The sequence below is a fragment of the Deltaproteobacteria bacterium genome (genome assembly GCA_016178705.1).
In the GTDB taxonomy this organism is placed as follows: domain Bacteria; phylum Desulfobacterota; class Binatia; order HRBIN30; family JACQVA1; genus JACOST01.
The window spans coordinates 1-24,786 of the sequence record JACOST010000029.1 but is presented as its reverse complement, the minus strand read 5'-3'; the positions used below and the strand labels follow the sequence as shown (position 1 = coordinate 24,786).

The 24,786-nt window shown below is 64.4% G+C and carries 20 protein-coding genes; 12 read left to right on the top strand and 8 right to left on the bottom strand.

The genetic code is table 11. From position 1 onward, the window contains the following. Positions 1-85: 85 nt before the first annotated feature. The 6 genes from HYR72_20920 to HYR72_20895 all read left to right on the top strand — a co-directional run bounded on the left by HYR72_20920 (position 86) and on the right by HYR72_20895 (position 5,078). A complete protein-coding gene (locus tag HYR72_20920) occupies positions 86-367 on the top strand; it encodes a hypothetical protein (protein MBI1817445.1) in 282 nt (93 codons plus the stop codon). Next, positions 351-1,529: a lipid-transfer protein gene (locus HYR72_20915; GenBank protein MBI1817444.1), complete on the top strand. Its 1,179-nt coding sequence runs from the start codon at positions 351-353 to the stop codon at positions 1,527-1,529. Before HYR72_20920 ends, HYR72_20915 begins: the two co-directional genes overlap by 17 nt. An 8-nt stretch (positions 1,530-1,537) precedes the next feature. Continuing rightward, entirely contained in the window at positions 1,538-1,945 is a 408-nt protein-coding gene (locus HYR72_20910) for a Zn-ribbon domain-containing OB-fold protein (protein MBI1817443.1), read from the top strand. 139 nt (positions 1,946-2,084) lie between these two features. Then, the gene (locus HYR72_20905; GenBank protein MBI1817442.1) at positions 2,085-2,543 is read left to right on the top strand and encodes a transposase; all 459 of its coding nucleotides are present in this window, start codon (positions 2,085-2,087) and stop codon (positions 2,541-2,543) included. Positions 2,544-2,705: 162 nt separating this feature from the next. Beyond that, positions 2,706-4,097, top strand: coding sequence for a DNA polymerase III subunit delta (holA, locus tag HYR72_20900; protein ID MBI1817441.1), 1,392 nt, complete (start codon positions 2,706-2,708; stop codon positions 4,095-4,097). Between the two features lie 39 nt (positions 4,098-4,136). Further along, on the top strand, positions 4,137-5,078 hold the full coding sequence (locus HYR72_20895) for a YihY/virulence factor BrkB family protein (protein MBI1817440.1): 942 nt from the start codon (positions 4,137-4,139) through the stop codon (positions 5,076-5,078). Here HYR72_20895 and HYR72_20890 read toward each other — a convergent pair. The 4 genes from HYR72_20890 to HYR72_20875 all read right to left on the bottom strand — a co-directional run bounded on the left by HYR72_20890 (position 5,026) and on the right by HYR72_20875 (position 10,893). Next, complete coding sequence (locus HYR72_20890) at positions 5,026-5,466, bottom strand: universal stress protein (GenBank protein ID MBI1817439.1); 441 nt, start codon at positions 5,464-5,466, stop codon at positions 5,026-5,028. The two genes, HYR72_20895 and HYR72_20890, sit on opposite strands and share 53 nt — an antisense overlap. Before the next feature lie 15 nt (positions 5,467-5,481). Beyond that, positions 5,482-7,902: a CoA transferase gene (locus tag HYR72_20885; GenBank protein ID MBI1817438.1), complete on the bottom strand. Its 2,421-nt coding sequence runs from the start codon at positions 7,900-7,902 to the stop codon at positions 5,482-5,484. An 8-nt stretch (positions 7,903-7,910) separates the two neighbouring features. Further along, positions 7,911-9,866 (bottom strand): potassium transporter Kup, encoded by a 1,956-nt coding sequence (locus HYR72_20880; GenBank protein MBI1817437.1) that lies wholly within the window; start codon positions 9,864-9,866, stop codon positions 7,911-7,913. Positions 9,867-9,981: 115 nt separating this feature from the next. Next, the gene (locus HYR72_20875) at positions 9,982-10,893 is read right to left on the bottom strand and encodes a patatin-like phospholipase family protein (GenBank protein ID MBI1817436.1); all 912 of its coding nucleotides are present in this window, start codon (positions 10,891-10,893) and stop codon (positions 9,982-9,984) included. Between the two features lie 263 nt (positions 10,894-11,156). Between HYR72_20875 and HYR72_20870 the strand changes: the two genes are divergently transcribed. From HYR72_20870 to HYR72_20855, 4 genes are all read left to right on the top strand, one after another. Next, on the top strand, positions 11,157-13,853 hold the full coding sequence (locus HYR72_20870; protein ID MBI1817435.1) for a CSLREA domain-containing protein: 2,697 nt from the start codon (positions 11,157-11,159) through the stop codon (positions 13,851-13,853). Positions 13,854-13,889: 36 nt separating this feature from the next. Beyond that, positions 13,890-14,219 (top strand): phosphoribosylaminoimidazole carboxylase, encoded by a 330-nt coding sequence (locus HYR72_20865; protein MBI1817434.1) that lies wholly within the window; start codon positions 13,890-13,892, stop codon positions 14,217-14,219. Positions 14,220-14,303: 84 nt separating this feature from the next. Further along, complete coding sequence (locus HYR72_20860) at positions 14,304-14,666, top strand: VOC family protein (GenBank protein MBI1817433.1); 363 nt, start codon at positions 14,304-14,306, stop codon at positions 14,664-14,666. Between the two features lie 272 nt (positions 14,667-14,938). Next, positions 14,939-15,760, top strand: coding sequence for an SDR family oxidoreductase (locus tag HYR72_20855; GenBank protein MBI1817432.1), 822 nt, complete (start codon positions 14,939-14,941; stop codon positions 15,758-15,760). 107 nt (positions 15,761-15,867) lie between these two features. Here HYR72_20855 and HYR72_20850 read toward each other — a convergent pair whose 3' ends face one another. After that, positions 15,868-17,397 (bottom strand): arylsulfatase, encoded by a 1,530-nt coding sequence (locus HYR72_20850; GenBank protein ID MBI1817431.1) that lies wholly within the window; start codon positions 17,395-17,397, stop codon positions 15,868-15,870. A 1,026-nt stretch (positions 17,398-18,423) separates the two neighbouring features. Here HYR72_20850 and HYR72_20845 point away from each other — a divergent pair. Beyond that, on the top strand, positions 18,424-18,660 hold the full coding sequence (locus tag HYR72_20845; protein ID MBI1817430.1) for a hypothetical protein: 237 nt from the start codon (positions 18,424-18,426) through the stop codon (positions 18,658-18,660). Positions 18,661-19,203: 543 nt separating this feature from the next. Here HYR72_20845 and HYR72_20840 read toward each other — a convergent pair. Beyond that, positions 19,204-20,913, bottom strand: coding sequence for an amidohydrolase family protein (locus tag HYR72_20840; GenBank protein MBI1817429.1), 1,710 nt, complete (start codon positions 20,911-20,913; stop codon positions 19,204-19,206). Positions 20,914-21,049: 136 nt separating this feature from the next. On the opposite strand from HYR72_20840, the gene HYR72_20835 reads away from it, so the two are divergent. After that, positions 21,050-21,265 (top strand): hypothetical protein, encoded by a 216-nt coding sequence (locus HYR72_20835; protein MBI1817428.1) that lies wholly within the window; start codon positions 21,050-21,052, stop codon positions 21,263-21,265. A gap of 414 nt (positions 21,266-21,679) precedes the next feature. Here the strand turns inward: HYR72_20835 and HYR72_20830 are convergent, their stop codons facing one another. Both HYR72_20830 and HYR72_20825 read right to left on the bottom strand, forming a co-directional pair. After that, positions 21,680-23,197, bottom strand: a complete 1,518-nt coding sequence (locus HYR72_20830; GenBank protein MBI1817427.1) for a VWA domain-containing protein — start codon at positions 23,195-23,197, stop codon at positions 21,680-21,682. Positions 23,198-23,373: 176 nt separating this feature from the next. Beyond that, the gene (locus HYR72_20825) at positions 23,374-24,519 is read right to left on the bottom strand and encodes an AAA family ATPase (protein MBI1817426.1); all 1,146 of its coding nucleotides are present in this window, start codon (positions 24,517-24,519) and stop codon (positions 23,374-23,376) included. Positions 24,520-24,786: the final 267 nt, after the last annotated feature.

The following is a 24,786-nucleotide window of genomic DNA, read 5'->3' as shown; positions in this document are numbered from 1 at the left end:
GGCAAGTGTGAACTTGTGGTGCACGCGATCGACGTGGTACGCGACACATGATGGATCGACCGCGGGCCACCCAACCGAATCGGGTGTGGTCCGTGCTGTCCGTCTCGACTTGCTGCATCGTCGTGATTGGCTGCGGTGGTGTGGAGCCGATGGAACTGACCTCAACTCGTTCGCCTACAATGGCAACCTGCGCCACCGCGACCCCGACGCCGACGCTCGACATCTGCATCGGCCCGCGCTGTTTCATCCCAACTCGCACACCCGCGGCGACGCTGACTCCCGCCTGTGGGTCCGCATGCGCACCCTCGACGACGCCAGTCTGCCGTTGATGATCTGTCCCCAATTCCCCAATGACCTCGATTCGTGACCAGGCCGCCATCATCGGTATCGGGCAGACCGAGTTCAGCAAGCAGATCGGCAAGACCGAGCATCGCGTCGCGTGTGAAGCGATCACCGCGGCGATTGCCGATGCCGGCCTAACGCCGAAGGACATCGATGGGATCGTTCGCTACGACATCGAGACCAACACCGAGCTGGCGCTGATCTACAGTCTCGGCATTCCGCATCTGCGCTTCTTCGCGGGCGTGACCTCAGGCGGCGGGGCGGTGTGCGGCACGATCGTGCTCGCGGCGATGGCGGTGGCGACCGGGCAGGCCAACAATGTCGTCTGCTTTCGCGCCCGCAATCGTGGCAAGCGTTCGGTGACGGGGCCGGGGAAGTTTGGCGGCGGCCGGCCGTGGGAGAAGACGCCGCAGTTGCTCACCGACTTCTATCAGTACCACATCCCGTTCGGCCTGGTGACGCCAGCGCAAGAGATGGCGCTGATCTACCGCCGTCACATGCACGAGTACGGCACCACCACCGAACATTTCGGGATGGTGGCCGTAGCGCAACGCGCGCACGCGGCGCGCAATCCGAATGCGATGATGCGCACGCCGATTACGCTCGCCGAGCATCAAGCGTCGCGCTGGATCGCTGAGCCGCTGCGCTTGCTCGATTGTTGTCTCGAAACCGATGGCGCCTGTGCCGTGGTCGTGACTTCGGCGGAGCGCGCGCGCGATGCGCGCCAGCGTCCGGCATACATTCTGGCCGGTGCGCAAGCGGAGGGACCGATCCACATCCAGATGGCTGACTATTTTCAGCACTGGCGCGAAGAGACCGGTGGCCGCGCTGTGGCCAAGCAGCTCTACGCGATGGCGGGCGTCGCGCCAGCGGATATCGACGCCGCGATGTTCTACGACCACTTCTCGCCGGCGGTGTTGCTCAGTCTCGAAGACTACGGCTTCTGCGCTCGCGGCGAGAGCGGTCCGTTCGTTGCCGCCGGCAACATCGGATGGCCGGACGGGTCGCTGCCGGTCAACACCCACGGCGGCAGTCTCTCGGAAGCCTTCATTCACGGCTACAACCATATCCTCGAAGGCGTGCGGCAGATTCGCGGAACGTCGACGAGTCAAGTAGCGGACGCTGAACTGGTGTTGGTGACGAGTTCCAACACCGATCCGACCGGCGCGATCATTCTACGACGATGAGCGAATCGATACCCATCCCGGTTCCGAACTTCGACAACGCGGGGTTCTGGGAAGGCTGCCGGCAACACGAGCTGCGAATTCAGCGTTGCACGGCGTGCGGCGCGCTGCGCCATCCGCCGCGTCCGATGTGCCCGCACTGCGGCGGCGTCGACTCCGACTGGATGCGCGCGAGCGGTCGCGGCAGCGTGTTCAGCTTCACCATCGTCCATGGACCGACGTTGCCGGTGTTTCAAGCACAGGCGCCGTACAACGTGGTCGTCGTGCAACTCGATGAGGGGCCGTACATCGTCAGCAACCTCGTCGACTGCCGTGCCGAGCAGATTCGGATTGGAGTGAAGGTGGAAGTGGTGTTCGAGGGTGTCGACGGGACGATGAGCTTGCCGAGGTTTCGTGTGACAGCGAAAGAGGGGGCATAGAGGAGCTGTAGCCGCAGGCTTCAGCCTGCGTCCGGCGTCCCCGCCACCGGGGAAGAGGGGAGCGCAGCCTGAAGCCTGCGGCTACGGGATTGGGCGAAAGATGCCTTTGCGACTCCCGGTCCGTGAGAAGCGTCACCGTTTGCCGCGTGCATTGTATCGCGGCCAGGTGATCGTTGCGGTGACGGCGCGGATTGCTGATCGGCAACCTGTGTTTGCCGATTCGGATATTGTTCATGTCTTCGTCGAGTTGCTCAAGATCGCCGCCGACAAGCACAGTGGTCGAGTGCCCATCTACTGCTTCATGCCCGACCATGTCCACGTCGTCTTGGAAGGGCAGACCTCAGGTGCCGATACCTGGCGATCGATGGTCACCTTCAAGCAACAGAGCGGTCTCTGGCTGAGTCGGCACGTTGGCGCGCGATGGCAGAAGGATTTCTTTGACCACATCATTCGCGCAGATGAAGATGTAGCGGCGCAGATCCGCTACGTGGCGAACAATCCGGTGCGCAAGGGATTGGTGAGCGACTGGCGTTCGTATCCGTTCACCGGCGCGATTGGCTACGATCTACACGCCGTCATCGACAGGGCGACCACATAGCGAGAACTCTTAGCAATAGACCTGTAGCCGCAGGCTTCGGCCTGCGCTCTTCTCCTCTCTGGATCGGAACGCAGGCTAAAGCCTGCGGCTACGGGAATTGCTCACCGCGCCGGATCAGCGTGACGCTTTGCCGCTCCTGCCGACCTCGGATAGAGTGCGCGTATGGCGGGCAGCGGCGCACCTACGGACATCAAAACGCTTTGCGCCGAGGCGCAGAAGCAGCCGCGCTCGGTGTATCTGCTTCTCGGCGAATCGGTCGCCACCAGTGCAGCGGCGCATGCGTTGATCGACGTGCTGGTGCCCGCGGCGAATCGCGATTTCAATCTCGAGACCTATGACGGGCGCACGATGCCGATTGCCACCGCGCTCGACAGTCTGCGCATGCGCGGGTTGTTCGCTGGGACCAAGGTGGTCTGGGTGCGCGAGACGACCGTGCTGTTGTCGTCGGAGAAGAAGGCTGATCTGACCACCGTGCTGCTCGAAGCGCTGGAAGACGAGCGGCGCGATGAAGCCGCCGGCCGGCTGCTCACGTTGCTCGCGCTGGCGGGCTGGACGCAGGAGCAATTTCAGGACGAGCGGCTCGATGCCTTGTCGGCGTCGGCGGCGAAGGAGTGCTTTGGAACGGAGCTGGAGACGACGCAGTTGGGGGCATTGGCGGCTCTGCAGGCCTACTGTCGCGAGCGCGACCTCGCGATCAGCACCTACCACGATGACAGCGAGCTGCTGCTGCAGTGTCTCGAACGCGGCCTGCCGTCGGGCGCAGTGCTGTTGCTGACGGCGGCGGCGGCCGACGCCCGCAAGCGCGTGTTCAAGAAGCTGCAATCACTCGGTGCGGTCGTCGATCTGCGCGTCGAGCGCGAGCGCAGCGGTGCACTGAGCCGTGACGGCGTGGCCGACCTATGCAAACGCGTTGCGGGTGAATTCGCTGTGCGCATCGACGCCGCCGCATTCGAGTTGATCGTGGCGCGCGCCGGCGGCGACCCCGCCGCACTGACGATGGAGATGGAGAAGCTATGCCTGTACGTCGGTGACGCCAAGACCATCACCACCGCTGATGTGCGCGCGGCGTTTCGTGACATGGCCGAGTCGTGGATCTTTGATTTCACCGGCGCACTGGCTGGTGGCAACGCGGCGGTGGCAGTGCCGCTGCTGCGCGATCTGCTCGCGCAGGGCGACCATCCGCTGCGCTTGCTGGCGATGATTGCGCGCGAGGTGCGTTTCCTCCTCGCCGCGCGCGATTGCCTGGCAGGGCCACTGAACGGCAAGTGGCGCGGTGGGATGAATTACCAAGCCTTCCAGGGCCGCTTGCTGCCGTTGCTCGGCGAACTCGGCGAGGCGGCATTCGGGAAGATGCACCCGTTTCGCGTCTTCAAGTATCTCGGCGACGCCGCGCGCGTGCCGACGCGTCGCTTGCAGCAGGCGCTGATCGAGCTGAGCGAACTCGACATCAAATTCAAGAGTTCGCGGGGCGACCCGGCGATCTTGCTCGAGACGTTCATTTTCGATCTCTGCCGTCCCGCCAAGCCGAGCGCAGCGGCTCGCGCCAATACCTGACCGCCTCCGTGTCGCCTGACCACCTCCGATAGCCATTGGATGAACCCACCGAGCGACACCCCGACGCTGTTTGCCCGTTTCGCCGGCGCGCTGGACCGCGTGCTGGTGAGCGGCGGGGTGCTGGCCTTCGTCGTGATTGGGCCCGTGGCCGCGGTGCGGTTTCTGCGTGATCAATGCATTCAGTGGGCCGCCGCGCTGGCGTACTACACGTTGATCGGGCTGGTGCCGTTGCTGCTGGCGTTGTTCTCGGTGGTGAAGGGGCTCGGGTTGCACCGCGGCCTCACGCCGTTCGTGATGCAGACGATCGGGGCGGGCTCACCGGAGGTGTCGATTCAGATCGTGCGTTACATCGACCAGGCGCAGGTGCGCGCGGTGGGCATGCTGAGCGCCATCGCCGCGCTATTGGCGACTGGCGCGATCCTCGGCAACGCGGAACTGTGTCTCAACATGATCTGGGGCGGGGCGCGTGGCCGGTCGCTGTGGCGAAAACTGCGCGCCTACAGTGCCGTGGCGGTGGTGTCGCCGCTGGTGCTCGCGGCGGCGTTGGCGGCGACGACGTTCCTGCGCCGCGGCTCCGCGGCGTATGTCGCGGTCGACTCGTGGTATCTCGGCGATGCGCTGCTGATGATCCTGCGCCTGCTGCCGTACGTGCTGCTGTGGAGCGGCTTTACGCTGCTGTATCACTTTCTGCCGAACGTCGACGTGCGCCGATCATCGACGCTCGTCGGTGCCGTCGTCGCGGGGACGCTGTGGCAGCTCGCGCAGTGGGGCTACGTGACGTTCGTGATCAAGCTGGTGCAAGCCGGCGGGCTCTATGGCGCGCTCTGGCAGGTGCCCATCTTGCTCGCCTGGATCTACGTCGCCTGGGCGATCATTCTGTTCGGCGCGCAGGTGTGCCGCGCGCACTACCAGGTAGTCGACGCTCGCCTCACTGGGCGTGCCGCCGTACCACAAACACCGGACACGGCGCGTGCCGAATGACTTTCTCGGCCACGCTGCCGACCAGCAGGTGCGTCAAATCGCTCCGGCCGTGCGTGGCGATCACGATCAGATCCGCCTTGCGATCGCGCGCGAGGTTGACGATCAGTTCGTGTGGGTCTCCGGTGTCGACGATGACTTCGGTTTTCGCATAACCGCCCAAGTGTTTGGTCCGCGCGTCCTCCAGCAGTGCTCGGGCGCGCGCTTTCGCCTTGTCCCACGAAATCACGTGGCCGTCTTCGTGAAAAAACTCGCTCGCCGGATTGTGCAGACAATGGGCGAGGATGATCTGCCCGTTCGCCGGTTGGGCGAGACCGAGGCCGTACTCCAGCGCCTCATACGACGAGTCGGAGAAATCGATCGGGCACAAGATGGTTTTGAAAGCACGCATGAGCCGCTCCTCTCGTTACGCGATCACACGATCGGCCCGCAGCGTCGCGATCGCGGCGGGCGAAAGATCCAGCACGCGCTTTAGCACTGAGTCGGTGTGTTCGCCAAGCAGAGGGCCGGGGCCGGCGACCCGACCGGGTGTGGCACTCAGACGCACCGGCACGCCGTCGAACTCCATCGACTCGCCCTCGGGGGTTCGTACGCGCGCCCAATAGCCGCGCGCCTGCAGTTGCGGATCGCGTTCGCATAGGTCGCGCGCGTTGGCGACGACTCCCGCAGCCACACCGGCGCGTTGCAGCGTCTGCATCACGTCTTCCGCCGTTCGGTCGCGCGTCCACGCGCTGACTCGTTGGTCGAGTTCGTCTTGCTGCGCGAGGCGGTCTGCGAGCGTGGCGAACTGGGGCTCACGCGTCCAAGCGAGTGCCCCGATCGCGTGGCAGAACTGTCTCCACTCGCCGTCACTGAAGACCGTGATGGCGCACCACCGATCAATCGATTCTTCGCTCGGCGCGTCCTCGTCACGACAGCGATAGACGCCGTGCGGTGCGCCCGGTCGTTCTTGCGAGCGATTGCCGAACGGCGCGATGGTGGTGCCGTTGGCAAGCACGTCGAGCAGCAGCGGCCCGAGCAGCGCAGTGACGCTTTCGAATTGTGACAGATCGATGAGCTGACCACGGCCGCTCTGCCGCCTGTGCCACAGCGCGAGCAAGACGGCGAGCGCCGCGTTGTAGCCGCCAGCCATGTCGGAATACGAAAAGCCCCAGCCCGCCGGCGCGCCGTCGGGATGGCGCATCAGCAACGTGTAGCCGGAGAGCGCCTGCAACGTGGGGCCGTAGCTGACGTAGTCCTTGTGCGGCCCGCTGTGGCCGAAGCCGGACATGCTGACGGCGATCAACTTGGGCGTGAGCGTGCACAGCGACTGGTAGTCGAGTCCCCAGTTGCGCATCACCCGCGCGCTGAAGTTGTCGATGACGACATCGGAGATGGTAACCAGTTGCTTGGCGATGGCGACGCCGCGCGGATCGCTCATGTTGAGCACGACGCTCTGCTTGCCGCGGTTGAGATTGCCGGTCAGCCCGCCGCGCCGCGAGCCGAAATCGAGCGAGTCGAGCCGTTCGATCTTGATCACCTCGGCGCCGTGATCGGCGAGAATGCGTGTCGCCACCGGTCCAGCGACCACCCAGGTGAAGTCGACGACGCGGATGCCAGCAAGAACGCGCGCATCGCTGATCGCTGATGGCAGATGGCCGATCATCGCTTCTCCGCCGCCGACAACATGCGATTCGCCATCAGCTATCAGCTCATCCGTGTGTTCACCGAGCAGCGGCGGACGCCGGCGGATGCTCCACGGACTATCGCTGAACTGAAACGGCGCGCCGGGATACGTGATGCTGCGATTCAGCTCGGGATGTGGAACCGGAACGAAGAAGCCGCGCTCGACGAGTTGGGGATTCTCCGGCAGGGTCTCCGGCGGTAGCACGGCGGCGTACGGAATGCGTCGCAGCTGCGCGCCCTCGACGAGGTCGGCGACAGAATAGTCCTTCGCCCATTCGTCGAGCACATCGAACAGCCGCACGCTGTGCTCGCGGCGGTACTTGTAGTCTTCCCAATCTGAGTCGCCGAGTTCCTGCGCTTTGCCGTCGCCCTTCACCCACTCGATCAGCGAAGTCCAATCGCCGAGGCTGCAATGCATCGCGTAGCCGTCGCGACACTTGCCGACGCGGAAGCAGCGGCTCCAGTGCAACGTGCCGCGCCGCACTTCGATCTGACCGGTCTGATGATAGTAACCGCTGATGTGCTCGACGGTGGCCGCGACACACTCTTGAATGCTGATATCGACGTGCTGGCCACGTCCGCTGCGCGCGCGCGCCAACAGCGCGAGCAGCGCGCCGATCGCCGCGTAGGTCGACGCGCTGTGGTAGGCCTGCAACCCAAGTGAGCGCAGTGGCGGTTCGTCGCGATGCCCGTTGACGAACAGCATGCCGCCGAGCGCTTGCGCAACGGTATCGGAGGACTTCCAGTCGCGGTACGGGCCGTCTTGTCCGAAAGGCGTGAGCGAGATTGCGATCAGACCGGGGTTGCGCTGCGCGAGATCGGCATAGCCGAGGCCGAGCGCGTCGAGGTGACCGGGCGCGAAGGTCTCGATCATGAGATCGGCGGTGGCTGCGAGTTGCCGCAACTGCTCGCGCCCGTTGGGCTGCGCGAGATCGAGCACGACGCTGCGCTTGTTGGTGTTGTAGTGCCAGAAGAACAATGAGCGGTTCGGATCCAACTCCCCGCCCGCGAAGAACGGTCCGATCGTTCGCGCCGCATCACCGCGCGGCAATTCGATCTTGATCACATCGGCGCCCATGTCGGCGAGCAGCTTGCCGCAGTACGCCCCGCTCTCGTCGGCGAGATCGAGGACGCGCACGCCGCGAAGAGCGCTGTCAGGCATGCGATTGACTAGAGTTCGATCTGAACGCCCAGTTCGATGACGCGGTTGGGCGGGATCTCGAAGTACTCGGTTGCCGACGGCGCGTTGCGCGCCAGAAATCCGTACAACCGCTTGCGCCACCGCGCCATGGGAGAACGACCCGATGGCAGGAGCGTCTCGCGTCCCAGGACGAAGGTCGTCAACATGATCTCGAAGGGCAGCCCTTGCGCCTTGCACAACGCGAGGATGTGCGCGATGCGCGGTGTTTCGATGAAGCCGAAGTGCGCCACCACTCGATAAAACCCCTGGCCGAGGTCGGCGATTTCGAGACGTTCTCTGTCGGGGACTTCGGGGCGTTTCTCCGACGTGATCGACAACAGCACCACCCGCTTGTGCAGCGTCCGATTGTGCTTGAGGTGATGCAGGAGCACTGGCGGGACGCCTTCAGCGGTCGACGTCATGACGATCGCGGTCCCCTCGACGCGATGCGGCTGCTGCTCCGCCACGTCCTGCAGAAATAGATCGATCGGCAGGCTACCCTCGGCCAGCAGGCGGGCTAACTCTCCGCGCCCGCGCTTCCAGGTCGTCAAGACGATGAAGACCGCCAGCCCGACAACCAGCGGGAACCAGCCGCCCTCCAGGACTTTGGGCAAGTTGGCGGACAAGAACGACAGGTCGAAGAGCAGAAAGGCGGCAACCAGCGCGCCGGCCCGCGGCGCCGACCAGTGCCAGCGTTCGCGCGTCAGCACGTAGAACAGAATGGTGGTGACGGTCATCGTTCCGGTGACGGCGATCCCGTAGGCTCCCGCCAGGTTGCCGGAGGTTTTGAAACCGAGCACGAGGATGACGCACGTTACCATCAGCGCCCAATTGATCTCGGGCATGTAGATCTGGCCGACGGCCGTTCCGGAGGTGTGGACGATGTTGAAGCGCGGCGCGTAGCCGAGCTGCACGGCTTGCTGGGTGAGTGAGTACGCGCCGGAGATCAGCGCTTGCGAGGCGATGATGGTGGCGATCGTGGAGAGCAGCACGAGCGGGTACAGACCCCAGGATGGCACCAATTGATAAAATGGATTGCTGACCTTCGCCCCTTCGGCCAAGAGCAGCGCCCCCTGCCCGAAGTAGTTCAAGAGCAACGAGGGGAACGCCACGACGTACCAGGCGAGGCGAATCGGCCGCGGGCCGAAATGCCCCATGTCGGCATACAACGCTTCGCTGCCGGTCACGCACAAGACGACGGCGCCGAGGGTGAGGAGTCCGGTGATCCCGTTGGCGGCGAAGAATCGCAACGCATGGAGCGGGTTGACCGCCGACAGCACCGATGCGTGTTGCGGATGTTGGGTGAGGATCGCGTGCAGCCCCAGCCCACCGATGGTGCCGAACCACAGCAGCATGAGCGGACCGAACACGGCGCCGATCCCCGCCGTCCCGCGACGCTGCACGAGGAAGAGGCCGACCAAGAGAATGACGGAAATCGGTAGAATGAATGACTCGAACGCATCGGTGGCGACCCGCAAGCCTTCGACCGCCGAAAGGACGGAGATGGCGGGCGTGATCACGCCGTCACCGTAGAGCAGGGCCGCCCCAAACAAGCCCACCAGGAGCAGACCGTTGCGCCGCGAGGCGCGGCCGGATGCCTTTGGTCCCAGCAGCGCGAGCAGGGCGAGGATGCCGCCTTCGCCATCGTTGTCGGCGCGCATGAGAAAGATCAAATACTTTATCGACACCACCATGGTGAGCGACCAGAACACCAGCGACAGCACGCCGAGAACATTGGGCGCCGTGATGGGCAGGCCGTGATCGCCGACGAAACATTCTCGCAACGCGTACAGCGGGGAGGTGCCGATGTCGCCGTAGACGACCCCCAGCGCGGCCAGCGCGAGCGGCACGACTGCTTGTTGGGTGCGCCCTTCAGGTTCGCGCGCTACCGCCCCTAACTCTGCAACACTTCGGCGCAACTCCCGCTGCGCATCATAGAGAGTCATCGGCTCCAATCCTCCAACAACGCGAACCTTCCAGCCGGGCGGCAGTATGCTTCCGAGCGCGGATTCAAATCAAACCGATTCGATGGCCGAGTGTGGCAACCCGATGAGGCCCCCGTCATCCGTTGCCGTCGCCGTCCGCGAGCAACGCGTCGAGTCGCGCGCTGTGGGTCTCGCTCTCGCGTTCGCCCATGGCGATGGTCGCATCGAGCAGATCGGGGCGCGTGTAGTCCCAGCGCGAGATCGGGGTCGCGTGCGTGGGGCCGACGTAGAGGTGGTCGCCATGGCGACCGAGAACGCCGTCGGGATACGGGCGCGTTAGCATGATCAGGTGTCGCCGGACGCCTGCTATTTGGTCGGCGAGAAATGCCGGTGCATTGTCGACGAGTCCACCGTCGAGCAGACGCTGTCCGCCGAACCGTCCCACCGGTGTAAACGGCGGACTGGCCGACGATGCGAGAATGAGGTCGGCGAGTTGTTCCGGCGTTTCGCAGTCGCGCGCGTCGAACACGATCGGAATGAACCCAAGGCGCCTCCCGAACTGTGGATGAACTCGCGCCGGGTAGAGCCGCTTCTCCAAATTGTAGGCGGCCATTCCGAGCAACATCGCGGGCGTGGTCGGTAGCCAGTGCGGCCAGCCGGTGGTCAGCACCAGAATCGGGAACGGTTGCTGGCGCAAGCGCTCCAAGCCGCCGTCGCGCATCGCGAACATCATCGTGTCGCGATAGACCTCGCCGTGCGGTGCGGGTCGCTGGCCGACGAGGAGTTTGCGCCAATCTAGGTTGCGAGTAACGCCGGCGCGGCGTTGCTTCCAGAATTCGTTAGTGGCGGCGGAACGGCCCGCAAGAAACACTGTGGCGACACACGCCCCCGCGCTGCAACTGGCGATCACGCGCACGCGCGGCAGCAGCCGCTCCGCCCAGCGGTTCAGCAACCCGGCCTGATAGAACGCGCGGTTGCCGCCACCGGCGAGGGTTAGTGCGAGGTCACGTTCAAGCATCGGCACCGTGTAGCCGAAATCTGCGAGCAAGCTCAATCCTCTGGTTCTTGCGCGCTGCGGGATGACAGATTGTTGGATCCGGATCGGGGCCGCTTTTGCTGCTGCGTGGACCACGGCCCCGCGAGCACGCGTGGTGTTACCTTGGTCAACGGTAAAGGTGCTATACGCGGCACTCCCTCACGCTCAGGCTGCACGCGGGGCACGACGGCCCCCACCTTCCAACGGGCAGTCTTCCAACGGGAGCCATGCGGCTCCCGACACCTTCGCGTACCGGCGCGAGAGGACATACGCCCATGCAGGCGCGCTCTCAGATTCTCGGGATGGCCATCGCAGGCATGGTCGCCATCGTCTGGCCTCATCCTGCTCGCGGCGGGGCCACCATCATCGTCAACACCGCAGCCGACGAAGACGTCAACAACGCTACCTGCACACTGCGTGAGGCGATCATCGCCGCGAACACCAACGCCGGCTACCACGGTTGCTCGGCTGGGGCAGGCGTCAACGATACGATCATGTTCAATATCGGCGCCGGTACCCCCACCATCAACATCGGCGCCATGCCGCTTCCAGCCATCACAGAAGCGGTCACGATCAATGGCGGCGCCGGGCGCGTTGAGCTGCATGGACCCGGCGGACCACCGGTCAGCGGACACCACGGCCTCACCGTCAACGGTGGCTCTGGCACGATCGTTCGCAACCTCGTCGTCAACAACCACGCCGATGACGGCATCTTCATCAACGCCGACGATGTTTCGGTCTTCGGCAGCTTCATCGGTACGGATGCCACCGGCATGACGGCCGTGCCGAACCAGGGCTTCGGCGTGCAAGTCTTCGGCGGCAACGACGTACACATCGGCGGTGCCACCTCGGGCGGCCCCTGCACGGGCGACTGCAACGTCATCTCCGGCGCGACGAACTTCAAGGCAAACGTGCTCTTGGATCTCCTCGCCATCCGCGCCCGGGTGCGCGGCAATTTCATCGGTACCGATGTCACCGGCACCGCCGCGATCACCCCGAACGCCGCCAAGGGGATCATCGACAAGGGTGGTAGCGATAGGATCGGCGGGACGAGCGGTATCACATTCGGCGCGTGCACCGGAGACTGCAACCTGATCTCCGGCAACAAGATCAACGAAGGTGTCGTCATCGACCAAGCGGCGACCGGCTCGATCATTCAGGGCAACTTTATCGGCACCGATGTCACGGGCAACCAGGCCATCGGCAATGGCGTAAGCATGGACTGTTCGGCAGGCATCGTGAGCTACGCGGTGGGCGTCGAGATCGGCGGCGCGGTAGGAAGCGGAAACGTCGTGTCTGGCAACGTCGGCGTCGGCATCCAGGTCCACGGCCTCTACACAGGTGTCCAGGGCAACTACATCGGCACCAACTCCGCCGGCACGGCCGCGGTGCCCAACAGCGGCCCCGGCGTCATGGTCTACCAGGCGAATGGTGCCACAATCGGCGGGACTTACCCGTTCGGCAATCTGATCTCCGGCGCCTCCACTAGCGGCGGCTTCGGAGTCCAGATCATCCAATCCACCAACACGCAGATCGTGGGCAACCGCATCGGCACCGCCGCCGACGGGACCACGCCCCTGCCAAACCTATCCGATGGCGTCTACATCTCCGATCAGTCGTCCCACAACATCGTTGGTGCCCTGAACGCCGACGCCGGTAACACCATCGCCTTCAACGGCCGCAACGGCGTCCGCATCGACGGCGCATCACCGCCGGTCTTCGCCAACACGATTGTCGGTGGTAACTCGATCTACTCCAACGGCGATGCCGGCATCGCGCTCATCAACGACGGCAACAACAACCTCGCGCCGCCCACCATCGAGGGGATCGATCCGCTCCACGGTACCGCGTGCGGCACCTGCGTCGTGGAAATCTTCTCGGACGCAGAGGATGAAGGTCGCATCTTCGAAGGCTTGGGTGTCGTCACCTCCGGCGGCACCTGGACATTCAACGGGCCGGTGAGCGGACCTCACGTCACCGCCACCAGTACTGTGGTTGCGCCGTTGGGCACCGAGACCTCCGAGTTCTCTGCGCCCGTGTCCCTGACGACCCCTACGCCGACGCCGACTCCCTCGCCGACTCCGAGCCGAACCCCCGCGATCGCCACGTCGACCGCAACGCCGACGCGAACCCGGACCCCAACGAACACCGCAACCACGACGTTCACGCGCACCGCTACCTCCACGCGCACGGCGACGCGCACCGCGACGGTGACACGCACGGTGACCGCCACCGCGACGCCCTCGGCGACCGTCACGGCAACACGGACCCGGACCGCGAGCTTCACGGCTACCGCGTCGATCACCGCCACGCCGACCCGCACGCTGACCAGCGCGCCGACCCGCAGTCCGACCCGCACTGGCACGCTCACGTTGACCCCGACCAGTAGTGTGACGGCGACGCGCACGGCCACGAGTACGGTCACGACGACGGCGAGCAGCACCGCGACGCCAAGCGCCACCAGCAGCGTCACCGCCAGTGCGACCGCCACGGGGACCCCCACCGCGTCGGCGACCCTAAGTCCGACCCGCACGGTCACCGGCCTGCCGACCGGCAGTCCGACCCGCACCGGCACGCTCGCGTTGACTCCGACCAGTAGTATGACGGCGACGAGTTCCTCGACAAGTACGGTCACGCCGACAGCGAGCAGCACCGCGACGCCAAGCGCCACCAGCACTGTCACCACCAGTGCGACCACCACGGCGACGTCCACCGCGTCAGCGACGCCAAGTCCGACGCCGATCGTTTCTGCCAGTCCGACGTCAACGACCATCCCCCCGCCGCCGCTCTGCGCCGGCGACTGCGATGGCAGCACCACTGTGACTGTCGAGGAACTCATCACGCTGGTGAACATCGCACTCGGTAGCGCACCACTTTCGGCGTGCCCGCAAGGCGTTCCGGACGGTGTCGAGGTTGATATCGCGCTGATCATTCAGGCGGTGAACCATGCCCTGGGCGAGTGCGGTGGCTGATCCGCTTCTGTCTCAGCCGAGCTAAGAGAGGCGAGGATGATGCCATCCAATCTGTTCGCTGCGATTCCGCCCGTACTGACGCAAGAGCTGATCGAACCGTTGCTGGAGACCGCGTCGTTTCGACTCGAACGGATCGTCTCGGCGGGGCAGGTGACGCCGGCCGGCGAATGGTACGACCAGGAACGTTGCGAATGGGTCGTGCTCCTCAGTGGCGGTGCGACGTTGCGCTTCGAAGATGAAGCGGAGCCGGTGAGTCTGCGTCCCGGCGATCATGTGCTGATGGCAGCGCACCGCCGTCATCGCGTCGAGTGGACCGATCCAGCGCAGAAGACAGTCTGGCTCGCGCTGCACTATCGCAACGAATGAAGCGAATGATCGGGACTGGGTTGCGCTAGCACCGCAACTCATTCAGTAGTGAACCACTTCCTTCAACCTTGCGGAGGCGAAGCCATGCTTGACCATATTACGCTCCACGTCGCCGACTTCGAACGCGGCAAGCGGTTCTTCGCTGCGGCGCTCGCGCCACTTGGTTACCAGATCATCATGGAGTTTCCGGGCGTTGCCGGGTTGGGTGTGCCGGGCAAGCCCGACTTCTGGATTGCGGCGGGCGAGGCCACGCGCTCGCTCCACGTCGCGTTCGCCGCCGCCGACCGCGCGACGGTCGATGCGTTTCATCGCGCGGCCATCGCCGCCGGCGGTCGCGACAACGGCGCGCCGGGACTGCGTCCGCAATACCACCCGAACTACTACGGAGCCTTCGTGTTCGATCTCGACGGCAACAACGTTGAGGCCGTCTGCCATCAGCCAGCGTAGAGGTCCGTCGAGAGGCGCGAAGCATCATCATGAGAGACACCGAGCTACCGAGGCCTCCTCTCCCGCAACACTGGCGGGAGGATGGAGGTGAGGGAACCACCTCGCTCGAGCTTGCGGCGCAAGGGCGAGCAGGCCTCGCCGCCTGCTGTGGAAGCCCTCACCCTCGCCCTCTCCCGCCAGTAATGTGGGAGAGGGATACCGTGCGTGAGCTATCGAGCATGTATTGTTCAACGGTCGCTAAACTAGGCGAGCCACTGAGAAGGAGAGATCCGATGAGCCACACCTCACCACTCAAAGGGAAGACCGCGGTCGTCACCGGCGCATCGAGCGGCATCGGTCGTGCGATTGCCGAGAAGCTCGGTGCGGCCGGCGCGCACGTGTATCTCGCTGGCCGCACGCGCGACGCCATGGACGCGTCGAAGGCGAAGATCGAATCGAGCGGCGGACGGGCTAGTGTTGCCGCCATCGATGTTCGCGAGCCGAAGCAAGTGCAAGACCTTGTGCAGCGCGCGCTGCGCGAAACCGGCCGGCTCGACATCATGGTGAACAACGCCGGCTTGTCGTACCCGACGCCGATCGTCGACGCCGACCCCGAGGAATGGCGCGCGATGCTCGACACCAACGTGCTCGCCTTGTTGGTCGGCTCCCAGGCCGCGATCCGCGCTATGCGCCAGTGCAAGGCCGACGGACACATCGTAAACATTTCCTCGATCGCGGCGCATCGCGGCGATTCCGGGGTGTACGGCGCCACCAAGCATGCGGTGAACTGCATCTGCAATACGTTGCGGCGCGAGTTGGAAGAGGACTCGATCCGCGTGGTGAACATCATGCCGGGGGCCATCGCCACCAACTTCGCCCGCAACTTCGATCCGGCGTTCGTCGCCGGGTTCATCCAGGCCACGGGCGTGCAGGTCGAGGTCAAGAAGGGCGAACGCTTGCCGGACGAAGTGATGGACAAGTTGCAGCCGATGATGAAGCAGGTGCTCGGCAATCCCGACGACGTGGCCGATGCGGTGCTCTACGCGGTCACGCAGCCAATTCACGTAAACATCGCCGAGATCGTGGTGCGGCCGCCGAAGCAGCTGGCGTTGTGAGTGCGCTCGGAAAGGTTCCTGCGCTCAATCGGTAGGGTGGGCACTGCCCACCATGCATCGATTGGAATCGGGGCGGAGCGGTGGGCAATGCCCACCCTACACTCCGTTCACGCCAACCCGACGACGACTTTCGGGGGATACTTCTTGAACGTGGCGAGGTGATTGCGCATGCCGCTTTGAAACGATTCGAGGTAGGCGAGCTTGCGGATGAGGTAGCTGCGCGTTTCTTTGGGATCGAGGTAGAGATTGTACAGGCGCCCGTATGGATAGCGCTGGCTCACGCCGGTGAAGCCGCCGGGGTTGAGCACGTCGTGGTCAGTGTCGGAAATCGACGCCACCATGAACTTGTACTCGCCGACGCGCAGGGCCGAGAACGTGCGCCCAAGCCAGTAGTATTGATACTTGCGATTGGAGTCGCCGTCGGGCGCGAGGAGGAACGAACTCTGGTCGACACCATCGGTGTAGCGATCGGAAGGAATCTTCTCACCCAGACCGGCAAGCGACAGCATGGTAGGGAAGAGATCCGTCTGCGAGAACAAACCGTCCGACGCGCGGCCGGGCTCGATCATGCCGGGCCACGCGAGAATGCCGGGCACGCGCTGGCCGCCTTCCCACGTCGAACCCTTCGCGCAGCGAAACGGCGTGTAGGCGGCGTCGGGCCAGGTTTCCATCTCGGGGCCGTTGTCTGATGACACGAAGATCAGCGTGTGTTCGAGCTGTCCGGTCTCGCGCAACGTGGCGACCAAGCGGCCGACGATGTCATCGAGTTCGACCAGCGTGTCCTTGTACGGATGCTTCGCCGGTGATTTGCCGAGGAAGCGCTCGTGCGGATAGTTGTCGAAGTGCGCCCCGCGTGTGCAGTGATAGAGGAACCACGGGTTGCTCTCGTTCGCCCTGCGGCGGAGGAAGTCGATCGAGTAGGTGGCCCACTTGTCATCCAACGTCGACAACACGGGAATCGTGACCTCTTCGACGTTCTCCAGCGCAGCACCGCGGGTGGCGTGGACGAAACATTTGTTGAACGGTTGGTTCTGCACCCACTGCGTGCGCTCGGCGCTGTAGACGATTTCGGGAAAGAAGTAGGGATCGCGCCACTCGGTGTACATATCCGAGACCGACAGGAAGCCGTAGAAGTCGTCGAAGCCGACATGCTGCGGCTGCGACTCGGCGTTCTCGCCTAAATGCCACTTGCCGACGGCTTGCGTCACGTAGCCGGATTCGCTGAGCAGCTGCGCGAGGGTCGTCTCGCCTTGCAGCCCGCCTTTCTCGCCATACATCGGTGGACGCTGCAATCCATGCCGCATCGGCAAGCGGCCGGTGAGTAGCGACGCACGCGACGGTGTGCACGACGGCTCGGAGTAACACGACGTCAACCGTAGCCCTTGCGAGGCGAGCTTATCGATATGAGGCGTCGGCGCGCCGACGGCCACGCCGCCGCCGTAACAACCGAAATCACCCCAGCCGACATCGTCCATGAGTACGACGAGCACGTTCGGCTTGCGCCCGGTACGGGTGGTGTACTCCGCGATCTTGCGCTGAGCCGCCTCTGCGTGCGCCGGGTGATGGAACATCGGTTCGCGATGATCGGCGATCTTCGTGGTCTTCGCGGTGATTGGATCGTGGGGCATTTGGCGCATCTCCTCTCGCCTGATGTTAAGGCGCGCGGATTGTGGTGGGGCTGTCGCAGCGAGTCAAGGTAGCGAGGTCTATCCGTGCGACGCCAACGAGAAGAACTCGGGAGGGCGGAATTGTCCGCCGCGGGTAGAGTTCGGGCTGCGCTTCATTTGCGGGATGGGCGGTCCGCGCCGGCATGACCGGCCGACGACAGACCGCCCACGGGTGGGACAAGTCTACTTGCACATACACGGTGCCGGACAAGCGGTGCCGGTGCATGGCATACAGACTTGGTTGGCAGCGGAACAGCCGCCGCCGCACGTGTTGCTGGCGGGGTCGAGCCCGCACGGCTGAGGTGCCACGCACTCGCACTGCGTCGAGCCCGCAACTGGCTGGCACTGGCCGATCGCACCATCAGCAGCGACACACGTCGAGCCGCACGTGCATGGCGTCGGCGTCGGCGTCGGTGTCGCTGGCGGCGGTTGGCAGGTGCAGTTGCCGGCCGCGTCCTTGGCGCATTGGTCGGTTGCATTGAGGCATGAGCCTCCGCAGATGCCCGCGGCTGGGTTCAAGCCGCAGGGTGGTGGTGGAGGCGGCTGACATGTGCACTCATTGTCCGCGTTGGGCAGGCAGCGGTCGTTTGGATCGCGGCAAGCGCCGCCACATGTTCCGTGTTCATCAGCGTCGCCATGGCAGCGCGTTGGCTTGCACACGCATTTCCCGCTGGATCCATCGGCTCGACATTGATCTCCCGGGCGCGAACAGGCGCCCCCGCACATCCCGTCCCCTGTGAGCCCGCACGTCAGCGGGCGTTTGCGTGCGGGAACACAAATCCTGATGGGTCGGAAATTGGTCTCGGCGCGTTCCCCAAACTGATCTGCGACGAGCTTGTCTGGCGGCGAAGTGTGATCCTGACACTGGGCGAGGTAGCAAACGTAGTCGTTTTGCAGCGGTTGGCCGACGATGCTCGGATTTGCTGCCGGCGGCTGAACGTTCTCCTTTGAAGCGGGGACGCAAAACTCGACGGGTTTGATCAGCGTGCACCGCTTTTGACTGAACTCGGGCTGCAGCTCGGCGATCATGTCGACCGCCGTTTTGAGCTGGAGCGGATCATGCGTTCGGTAGCAGAGCAGATGATCGAGGCTCCCCTGGGCGCGGACCGGAGATGCACCGAGCACGAACGTGCCGGCGCCAATGATGATGGTCAAAGCAAGCCTTCTCATTGTCGTTTCCTCCTGTTTGTTGGTCATGCCTCAGTGCGGGCGTTCACAAACTTCTCGGCCTGAGGGCTCGACGGGCGGGGCGCGGGCCGTGTGCGCGCTACGGGCGCTGGCTGTGCCGGAGAATTCGCGGGCGCCGGAGCCATCACGCGGGTCCGCGGCGTGGGATCGTGGAGCGTAACTCATCGCCATCGGCACTGACTTGAGTCGATGCCGAGTCGCTAGGGCAATCCTTGTGCCGGACGTGCGCGGGCACCGGCGCCGCGATCCGCGGACGTAGAGGTCGATATACTTGATTGAGCGTGGAGGTCCTTACAACAGCCGTTGTAAGCCTTACAGGCAGGTGAGCGCGCGGACGGCAATCAGCGGGCAGGACAGTCGCGGTTCAGTGAAAGGAGAAGCGGCGGCGCGCGGATTGTGGTGGGGCTATCGCAGCGAGTCAAGGCTGCCTGTGGCGATCATCGATCAACGTGGCTGCCAATGCGGCCTTCCACCGGACTTCCTGCCTCTTGTAGGGGCGACGCATGCGTCGCCCGCGAATTGAGTTGTCACCGCGGAGAAGACGGAGGGCGATGCATGCATCGCCCCTACGGCGCGAAGAAGACGCGCTCAGCTCGCTTGCTGACGACCGCGCACCAACGCACCCGGTCGCGCGCCCGTCGCTTCGCCGTTCTCGAACGTGACTTCGCCCGATACGACCGTGGCGCGATAGCCGTCGACGTGTTGCACCAAGCGACGGCCACCAGCCGGCAAATCGAAAACCATCTCGGGGGCGTGCAGGCGCAGCGCGTCGAGGTCGATCACGTTGACGTCACCCTTTTTCCCAACTTCGAGTGTGCCGCGATCGGGGAGGCCGTAGACGGCGGCGGTGTTGCCGGTCTGCAATCGCACGGCTTGTTCGAGCGGGATGCGCTCGCCGCGTTTGCGGTCACGCACCCAATGGGTGAGCAAGTATGTCGGCATGCTGGCGTCGCAGATCAGACCGCAATGCGCGCCGCCGTCGGACAAGCCGATTACGGTGCGCGGGTGCAGCATCATCTCGCGGAGGGCATCGAAGTTGCCGTCGACGTAGTTCGCCAGCGGGGCGAACAGCAGTTGGCGGCCATCGCGTTCGAGCATCCAGTCGTACACGACCTCCTCGGGACGGCGTCCTTCTCGCTTGGCGGCAGCGGCGACGCTCGTCTCCGGCGCCGGCTCATAATCGGGTGGATCGCCCAACGGATAGATGTGATTCCAGTTGCTCATCAGCGCGCGAGCGATCGGATTGTTGGTCGACGGCTCCTCCGCGAGCAGCCGCGCGCGCATCTCGGGATTGCGCATTCGCGCGACCCGTTCAACGAGCGGGAGTCGCGCCAATTCATCTCGGTACGCCGGATGCGTGATGAACGGATGCAGCGAGCTCTGCAGTCCGAACAGCATGCCGGTCGGCCGACACGGCACCTGCGGCACGATGCGCAGCCCTTCGGCGGCGAGCGCGTCGATGCGTGCAAGGGTCTCGCGCCACGCGGTCGGTTGCATCGGCGACTGCGCCAGCGCGAACGTCAGCACGCGTCCGGTGGCGCGGCAGAACTCGCTCATCCACGACAGATCGGGCTCTTGCCCCTGGAGATCCGACACCATCTCGAACACGCCGTGCCCAGCGTTGCCAAGTGCGCGGCCGATGCCGAGCAGTTCTTCGGGCTTCGAATGCGTGCCGGGCACCAGCCCGTGACGCGAGCGATGCAGAATCGTGCGCGAGGTTGAAAAGCCGACCGCGCCGGCGCGCAGCGCCTCCGTGGTGAGCCGAGACATTTCGGCGATCTCGTCGTCGGTGAGATCGAGATCGTGTGCGCGTTCGCCGAGGACATACGCGCGGATGGCGCAATGCGGCACCTGTGCGGCGACGTCGAGCACCCGCGGCATCCGCGCCAGCGCGTCCATGTATTCGGGGAATGACTCCCAGCGCCAGTCGATGCCCTCGTGCAGCGCCGTGCCGGGAATGTCTTCGACCCCTTCCATGAGCTCAATGAGAAAGTCCTCTTGCCCGCGGCGCACCGGCGCGAAGCCGACGCCGCAGTTGCCCATCACCAGCGTCGTCACGCCGTGCCAACTCGATGGCGCGAGCAGGGGATCCCAGGTCACTTGACCGTCATAGTGAGTGTGGACATCGACCCAGCCGGGCGCGACCAGCAATCCCTTCGCGTCTATTTCGCGCCGCCCACGCGCCGCGACATCGCCCACCGCGGCGACGACACCGTTGTCGATCGCTACGTCGCCTTCAACGGGCGGGCGCCCAGTTCCGTCCACCACCGTGCCGTTGCGAATCACCAAGTCGTGCATCGGTCACCTCGCTGGAGTTGCACAATGCACTTGCGCGCGGCTTCTGCGCAAGCCCTCGGCGCGCCTGAAAAGGGGCGACCTCTTTTGGCGCGTTGCGTGTTTGCCGGTTCGCCAGGATTGCTCTAGCCTACGGGTAATGCACGGCTCGGACGAACTAGATCAAGAGTGGGAAGCCGAGTTTGAGGCGGCGGCGCGGCGGCCGCTGCGTCTCCGGTTCTGTTACGCCTTCATCTCCACGTACAAACCGGTGCTCGACGATGCTCCATATCGTTCATTCGATACCATGAGTGACTATCGCGCTTGGTGTGAGGCCAACCTTCCCGGCTGGCTCGGCTATGGGCGCACGGTTTGACTACGCGCAAGCCGCAGCTAACTGCGTGCGCGACCGCAGTAGTGTCATATTTTGAGCGAGCACGCGTTCGGCGCGGTGGTAGTTGCGAGTCCAGCACCGCGATCTTCGCTTCTAGCGCATCGGTCATCCCGTTGAGTTTGGCGAGATGAGCACGAACCCGTTTCATGTTGTCGCTATGGCGTCCCCGCGGTCCCGTCTTCTCCGTCACCACCGTGGCAGCGGCCAACCGATCGAGCTTCGCAATGCCGTTCAGCAGCGCAGTCCATTCTCTCTCGGATAGTTTGATCTTCCTTCGTGCCATAGGTGTCTTCGCTCGCTATTGCATGATGGCATGGCTCCACGCCCGGACGCACTTGCCGAAATTCCGGCGGTATTCGTGACCAAGAGATTGCTGTTGGCGTCGCAGTTCGCCGCTCAGAACTTGAGAAAAATATCCTTGCTAGCGTCGCTGGTGAGCTGCGAGACAGTGGCGATCTTGTCGCTGAACTCTTGCAGCGTGCCGAGGGCGCTTGGGCCGATGTCGATCAGCACGGAGAAGAGTGAGAATCCGAGCTTCTCCTTGGCGCGTTTGAACTCGGTGAGCCACTCGGGGGTCACACGGCACTCGCCGTCGGTGATGAAGACGATGTCGCCGCGGCGGTGCTTGGTGTGGCGCAAGCAATCGAGTGCGGCGCTGAGCGGTTTTTCGAAATCGGTGCCGCCGCCGGGGAAGTATTCGGCGAGTTCGAGCACTTGCGGCAATTGCGCGGCGTAGCGCTCCCATTGGTTGAGGTCGAGCACCTGCAACGGCATATCGGCGGAGGAGAAGCAGATCGAACGAAAACGGCGACGCTGGCGGCGCGCGATGTCGAGCAGCGTGAGGGTCACCGCCTTCGACCAGATTTCCTTGTCGCCCGCCATCGATGACGAGCCGTCGAGGCAGACGATCAGCGGGCCTTTGCCTTTCTCCTCGCGCGCGCGCAGCGCGTACTGCAGCAGCTCGCCATCGAGGAACCGGCGGGCGAAGTCGCGGCGCAGCACGGGATGGCGTAGCGCCAGCAGTTCGGATGGCAACAAACGGCTGAGTTCGGCGCCGGAGGAGATCTCGTACATCTCAGCGTCGGCGCGCTCGAACATCTTCTGCCGCAACGCCAGCGCGGTTTCGCGCATGCGGCCGACCATGTGCGCTAGCTTCCGCAGCTTTTGATTGTTCGCCAACCGCTTGCCGAGTTCGAGCTGGGCGCCGGGCGAGGAGCGCTGGCCGGTGCCGAGTTGCACGCTCCAGCTGTCGGACTGCTCGGCGGTGTCTTCGAGGTCCTGCAATACGCGTTGCGCCTGTGACTCGACGCGACCGCGGCTGCGCTCGGCCGTGTCTTTGAGCGCGTTCAGCATCTGTTTCGTGCGCTGCTGCAAACGGCGCTCGGCGCCGTCGATCTCGCGGCGCATGCGGCCTTCCAATTCGGCGAGTTGCCGCTCGGTGGCCTTCGATGACGTCTGCCCTTTGAGGTTGGCCGCAGTGTCGGCTTCATCGCGACGCGTGCTCAGTTCGTCCTCTTGCTGTTCGAGATTCCAGAAGTCCAACATCTCGGCGCGCGTCAGGATGCGTTCCGACTTGATCAATTCCAGCAGGCGTTCGCCGAGCAGCAGCGTGGCGAGGCCGGCGCGGGTTTCATCGAGTACGGTCTGCTGGCGCAAGGTGTCGAGCACCGGCGTCGTGCGTAGCTGATCGACCAAGACTCGGTAGAAGCTGGCGCTCGGCACGACATCGGCCTCGGGATGCGGGACGATGGTGAGCTTGAACAGCAACGCGAACAGATCGAGCACGAAGCCGTCGAAGTGCGGCAGGAGCTTGCTGCCGCTCTCGCTCAACGCCTGGAGCGACGGCGAATCGTCCCGCAGTCGCGCCAGTGCGGCGCGATCGTACGAGTCAGTCTCGATCCAGGAGGTCTTCATTGCGGTTCGTGATTCGTGACTCGTGAGGCGTGAGGGGTGAGTCGTGAATCGTGAATCGTGAGTGGTGAGTCGCAAACAGCAGGGCTATGCCCACGGCGCCTTCGGGCTCCGTCACGCGCCTTGGCATCCGATGACGAGTCACGACTCACGAGTCACGGCTCACGATCTCACGACTCTCACAACGCTTCCAGCATCCGTTGCTGGATGCCTTCGATCTCGTCCTTGACCTTCTGGACGGTGTCGACGGGGCGGCCGACGGCACGCGCCTCGTCGAGGATGGTGGCGACCTTCGCCAGAATGTTGCGGATCTTGGTGTGCGCTTCGACGACGGCGCGGCTGCGCAGCTCATTGTTCTCCCACTGGCGATGCGCGTAATCGCGCAGCTCGCGAGTCTGGTAGAGGAGCACCTTGACCTCATCCTCGTATCCGCGCAGCAGTTCGTGGATCGCGGCGTGGATCTCGTTGCGCTCAGCCGGTTCGCGCCAGAGAACGTGATCGAGCAGGAAGAGATCGTCTTCCACGACCTCGTGGCGTCCGAGCAGCAGCGCGCGCGCTTGCAGCAGCGCCAGGCACTGACGGTAGCGGCGGTCCGACGCGATGATGTGTTTGCGCGCGAGCTGCTTGCGCAAATCGGCGAGCGATCGGTAGATGTGCGCCGGAACGGCCACCTCGTGCGCGGCAGCTTGCAGCGCCTGCAAGTCGGCGAGCGATAGCGTCGTGCGAGTGTCCGGCGGTTTGGCCTGCAGCATCTTCAGGAAGCGGAAGTCCTCATCGATGTAGCCGACGACGAAGCGCACCAGGAAGCGATCGTACAGGGCTTGCAACTCGTCTTCCTCGGGGAGTTCGTTGCTGGCGGCGAACAGTGTGATCAGCGGAACGGTGCCGACCTCGCGTCCGTTGTGGAAGCGGCGTTCGTTCATGAGCGTCAGGATGGCGTTGAGGATGGACGAGTTGGCCTTGAAGACCTCATCGAGAAACGCGATGTGCGCTTCCGGCAACTTGTGCGTGGTCACGCGGCGGTAGTCGTCGTTCTCCAGCGCTTTGAGGCTCACGGCGCCAAACAGTTCCTCCGGCGTGGTGAATTTGGTGAGCAGCCACTGGAAGTACTGTGCGCCATCGAGACGGCGGCACAATTCGTCGGCGAGCATCGACTTGGCTGTCCCGGGCGGCCCGATGATCAGCACATGTTGGCCGGCGAGCAGCGCGCATAGGGCACCGTCAATGAGATCGCCCCGTTCGAGAAACAACTGGGCCAGTTCTTCCCGTAGGCGACCGAGGGTCTCGCCTGCGCTCGGGGCCTTCTTGGCGCTCTCGGCACTCACGCGCTGATGCTACGAATTGGAGATGCGCTATTCAAGAGCGGCAGGTGCAGTGATCCCGGTCAGCTATATCGACCTCGGTAGTGTCTCAGTTTGAGCGCAACGAAAGTTGTCATTGCGAGAAGCCGAGCAGCGCGGCGCTGCTCTGGTGGGCCAATGAACGCGCGGGCACAATGAGCAGCGACGTCTGCGGGCGCAGTGTGACAGGTCGTTGCTTGGTGTTCACGATGCCCGGTTGCGAGAATTGTTCTGGGCCGCCGTTGCTCAGGT

Bases quoted from the DNA above. Each gene is read 5' to 3' on its own strand.
- HYR72_20915 (MBI1817444.1), top strand. From the start codon at position 351: ATGACCTCGATTCGTGACCAGGCCGCCATCATCGGTATCGGGCAGACC.
- holA (MBI1817441.1), top strand. From the start codon at position 2,706: ATGGCGGGCAGCGGCGCACCTACGGACATCAAAACGCTTTGCGCCGAG.
- HYR72_20895 (MBI1817440.1), top strand. From the start codon at position 4,137: ATGAACCCACCGAGCGACACCCCGACGCTGTTTGCCCGTTTCGCCGGC.
- HYR72_20890 (MBI1817439.1), bottom strand. From the start codon at position 5,466: ATGCGTGCTTTCAAAACCATCTTGTGCCCGATCGATTTCTCCGACTCG.
- HYR72_20885 (MBI1817438.1), bottom strand. From the start codon at position 7,902: ATGCCTGACAGCGCTCTTCGCGGCGTGCGCGTCCTCGATCTCGCCGAC.
- HYR72_20880 (MBI1817437.1), bottom strand. From the start codon at position 9,866: ATGACTCTCTATGATGCGCAGCGGGAGTTGCGCCGAAGTGTTGCAGAG.
- HYR72_20870 (MBI1817435.1), top strand. From the start codon at position 11,157: ATGCAGGCGCGCTCTCAGATTCTCGGGATGGCCATCGCAGGCATGGTC.
- HYR72_20865 (MBI1817434.1), top strand. From the start codon at position 13,890: ATGATGCCATCCAATCTGTTCGCTGCGATTCCGCCCGTACTGACGCAA.
- HYR72_20860 (MBI1817433.1), top strand. From the start codon at position 14,304: ATGCTTGACCATATTACGCTCCACGTCGCCGACTTCGAACGCGGCAAG.
- HYR72_20855 (MBI1817432.1), top strand. From the start codon at position 14,939: ATGAGCCACACCTCACCACTCAAAGGGAAGACCGCGGTCGTCACCGGC.
- HYR72_20850 (MBI1817431.1), bottom strand. From the start codon at position 17,397: ATGCGCCAAATGCCCCACGATCCAATCACCGCGAAGACCACGAAGATC.
- HYR72_20840 (MBI1817429.1), bottom strand. From the start codon at position 20,913: ATGCACGACTTGGTGATTCGCAACGGCACGGTGGTGGACGGAACTGGG.
- HYR72_20835 (MBI1817428.1), top strand. From the start codon at position 21,050: ATGCACGGCTCGGACGAACTAGATCAAGAGTGGGAAGCCGAGTTTGAG.
- HYR72_20830 (MBI1817427.1), bottom strand. From the start codon at position 23,197: ATGAAGACCTCCTGGATCGAGACTGACTCGTACGATCGCGCCGCACTG.